The sequence below is a fragment of the Dialister sp. UBA1703 genome, from assembly GCA_002320515.1.
Taxonomy (GTDB): Bacteria; Bacillota; Negativicutes; order Veillonellales; family Dialisteraceae; genus Dialister.
In genome coordinates, this window is the sequence record DCJJ01000166.1 from 1 (window position 1) to 2,965 (window position 2,965).

A 2,965-nucleotide genomic window follows, 5' to 3' on the forward strand; every position below is an offset into this window, starting at 1 on the left:
CGGCGGCGCCATCAACCCTCGCGGCGAAAGACCACGGTCGGCCGACTAAAAGGAAGGCCCTTTCATGGGCAGGCTAAGGACCAACTTCGGCCGACTTGCACATCCTATGCAGGATGTGCACATCAACCTTCGGGAATACCGGTAAGCGCCGAATCCCTCACAAAAGCCCATGACCTCAAATGATACGCACAGCAAAAAAGCACCATGACAGTGCTTTTTAAGTCAAACGATGGGCCGGCAGGAGAAATCAGCTGTCTATGGAATCCGCGCGGATCCGAAGCTGGCTCACAAATCCGGTTTCTTCGTCGGTCTCACTGCCTATTTCCAGAGTGCCTGTAACGGTAATGGGGGTATCGTAGGAGAGTGCAGTAATGGGGTCGTCTACTTTGACGACGATAATGTTATCAGGCCAGTCTGCGTCGCTGGAACAGAAGGGGCAGACGGACATAGGGACTTCAGTGAGCACGAAGAAATGTATGGTCGGCGTCAGCGGCGGTGCCATATAGCCTGACACGGTCACCGTGCCGCCTTCAAGGCTTCTTGTCCTGTCGGAGAAGGTGAGCCCGTCGGCAGAGCAGGCGGAATAAATTTCATCGAAGGATAACTCTTCCGCTTCTGCCGGCACCGCTCCCAAAAGCAGGGCCAGGGCCATAAAGGAAATCAAAAGAATGCGTTTCATAGGTTCATCCCGGGAAATGGATTTCCCTGATTACTTTTTGTTCTTATTGCCGTCAATGCCCAGGGCTCTCAGCATGCCGAAGAATACTTCCGTGTTGTCCATGGTGCCGTGGAAATATTCGGAGCCCGGGCCGCCGGCATTGAGGAGGATGTCATCAGCGGAATGGCATTCCTGGGGATCATCCTTCGGTGTGTTGGCGGGCATGAGTTCTGCCGGGTCGCCGGGGTGGATGCGGGCGGGGTTGGCCTTGGAGGAAGCGGAGGATACCTGATGGTATTCCACCTTGTCGCCGTTCTGCACGGCCTCTTCCTTCGTCTGCTTCACAGCCAGTGCCGGCGGGGTGGGGGTCTTCATGAAATGGTAGTTTTCATAGTATTCCGGATGGTTGGCGTACTGGATGGCCAGTGTCACATCGGGATCCGGATTATCGGGGAATCCGTCATGGTCAGCGTCCTTGAAGGTGGGGAAAATGGAGTTGGCGTAAACGCGGACAGCTTCCGTGCCCTTCCTGCCGTCCCTTTCATGGTAGGTGCCGCTGATGGAAATCCCGTGGGCGTGGTCTGCAAGAACGATGATGAGTGTGTTGTCCCCATGTTCCTTTGCCCATTTTTCCGCATATTCGATGGACTTGTCGAATTCGATGGTATCGTAAGCCGCCCGCTGCCAGTCCATGACGTGGAGCTGCTTATCAATGGAGGCGCCTTCGATCATGGCGAAGAAGCCGTTGGGGTTCTTTGACAGGATATCCAGCGATTTCTTCGTCATATCCATCAGGTTCGGCTGGTCGTCGAAGCCTTTCAGTACCTTCGGGTTCTTCAGCATTTCACGGTCGATGTATACGTTCATGGTGCCGGTGTGGAAGAGCCCCAGAAGTAGCTTGTCGGAAGGCGCCGCCTTCATTTCTTTGGAAGTGCTGACGAAGGTGTATCCCAGGTCCTTGAAATCCTGGATAATGTTGTCATTATCCTTTCTCTTGGAGCCGGGTACGGACTTGGGGAGATACCGGGAAGACCCGCCGCCCATAATGACGTCGGGGCGGTGATAATCATCCAGGTAGCTTTTAGCCAGGAAATCCTGGTTCGCCCTTCTTCTGGTGTGGCCGATCATAGCCGCCGGGGTGGCGTCGGTGGATTCCGCCTGGGTAATGACACCGATGGACATGCCCCTGGTGCGCTTCAGGATTTCAGAAATATTTTCCACCTTCGGGTCATCGAAGGGATCTTTTGTGGAGTCTTCATACACGCCCATGGCATTTACCACGGACTTGTGGCCTGTCGCATAGGCGGAAGCGGAGTTTGCGCTGTCGGTGACCAGGGAATCGTAGCCGGAGGTGGTAATCACTGCGTTATGTTCCAGCTTCTCCATGGCCAGGAGATCATTGTACTTGCCGTTGGTCATGCCCTTGGACAGAATGCGGGCCACCTCACGGGCCTGGAGGGACATGCCGTCGCCTACGAAGAGGATCACATTCTTCGCCCTCTTCTGCGCCTTCTCCTGTACCACCTCATAACCTGCTCCTGCAGAAGAAATGCCGAGGCTGTCCTTTGCATTCACCGTCACTGCTATTTTTCCGGCCTTCGGGAAATCCACATCATCGATACGGTATGAAGTCACCCCGTTTCCCAGATCCTTCGTCACCGCCGGCTTCCCGAAGAACTTATCCGCCGGAACGCCATTCACCTTCACATCCACATTCTGCAGATTCTTTGCGTTGGACACTTCCACGTCGAAATCAAAACGGGCCCCTGCCCAGAACTTGGCATGATCTACCGGAAGAATCCGGATATCCGCTGCCTCAGAAGGAAACACACCCCCGAAAAGGGCACCTCCTGCCAAAAGACCGCAAACTGCTGCTTTCATCCAAGTTTTCTTCATTCCTTTGCTCCTTCCATAGATGAAATCTTCATCCCATGCTTTTGTGTTTCTGCATTCCATCATAAAGACAGCCTGCAACGATAAAGAAAGAAATTTGTATGGAGAAAGAAAAAAGAAAATTAGAAAACTTCCAATATCATAAAAAAATTGACATTTCTGCCGGTTGTGTAAAGGAGAAGAAAGGGAGGAGCCTGATGGTTCAGAGGGGGCGCCCTTTGGGCGCAAAGGGGCACGGCTTCGCCGTGGGGGTTGTGGCCTGCTGGCGCAGGCAGGTTGTGTAGAAGGGTTGTGTAGAAGGGTTCTTAAGATGGATGGGCCTTCGGCCCAAGGGTTCGTAAGTTGTGCGCCAGTTCGGCGTGTATAGTATAGTCTGGTGAAAGCCCAGATCCGGCAAAGCCTAGCAAGCAGCCG

3 protein-coding genes are annotated in these 2,965 nt (G+C 53.8%); 1 reads left to right on the forward strand and 2 read right to left on the reverse strand.

Features of this window, described 5'->3' with window-relative positions; genetic code table 11:
* Positions 1 to 247: 247 nt before the first annotated feature.
* On the reverse strand, positions 248 to 679 hold the full coding sequence (locus tag B2Y11_RS08230; protein ID WP_291057977.1) for a hypothetical protein: 432 nt from the start codon (positions 677 to 679) through the stop codon (positions 248 to 250).
* A 30-nt stretch (positions 680 to 709) separates the two neighbouring features.
* The gene (locus B2Y11_RS08235; protein ID WP_291057978.1) at positions 710 to 2,554 is read right to left on the reverse strand and encodes an alkaline phosphatase; all 1,845 of its coding nucleotides are present in this window, start codon (positions 2,552 to 2,554) and stop codon (positions 710 to 712) included.
* Between the two features lie 98 nt (positions 2,555 to 2,652).
* Between B2Y11_RS08235 and B2Y11_RS08240 the strand changes: the two genes are divergently transcribed.
* Entirely contained in the window at positions 2,653 to 2,835 is a 183-nt protein-coding gene (locus B2Y11_RS08240; protein WP_291057979.1) for a hypothetical protein, read from the forward strand.
* Positions 2,836 to 2,965: the final 130 nt, after the last annotated feature.

Bases quoted from the DNA above. Each gene is read 5' to 3' on its own strand.
- B2Y11_RS08230 (WP_291057977.1), bottom strand. From the start codon at position 679: ATGAAACGCATTCTTTTGATTTCCTTTATGGCCCTGGCCCTGCTTTTG.
- B2Y11_RS08235 (WP_291057978.1), bottom strand. From the start codon at position 2,554: ATGAAGAAAACTTGGATGAAAGCAGCAGTTTGCGGTCTTTTGGCAGGA.
- B2Y11_RS08240 (WP_291057979.1), top strand. From the start codon at position 2,653: ATGGAGAAAGAAAAAAGAAAATTAGAAAACTTCCAATATCATAAAAAA.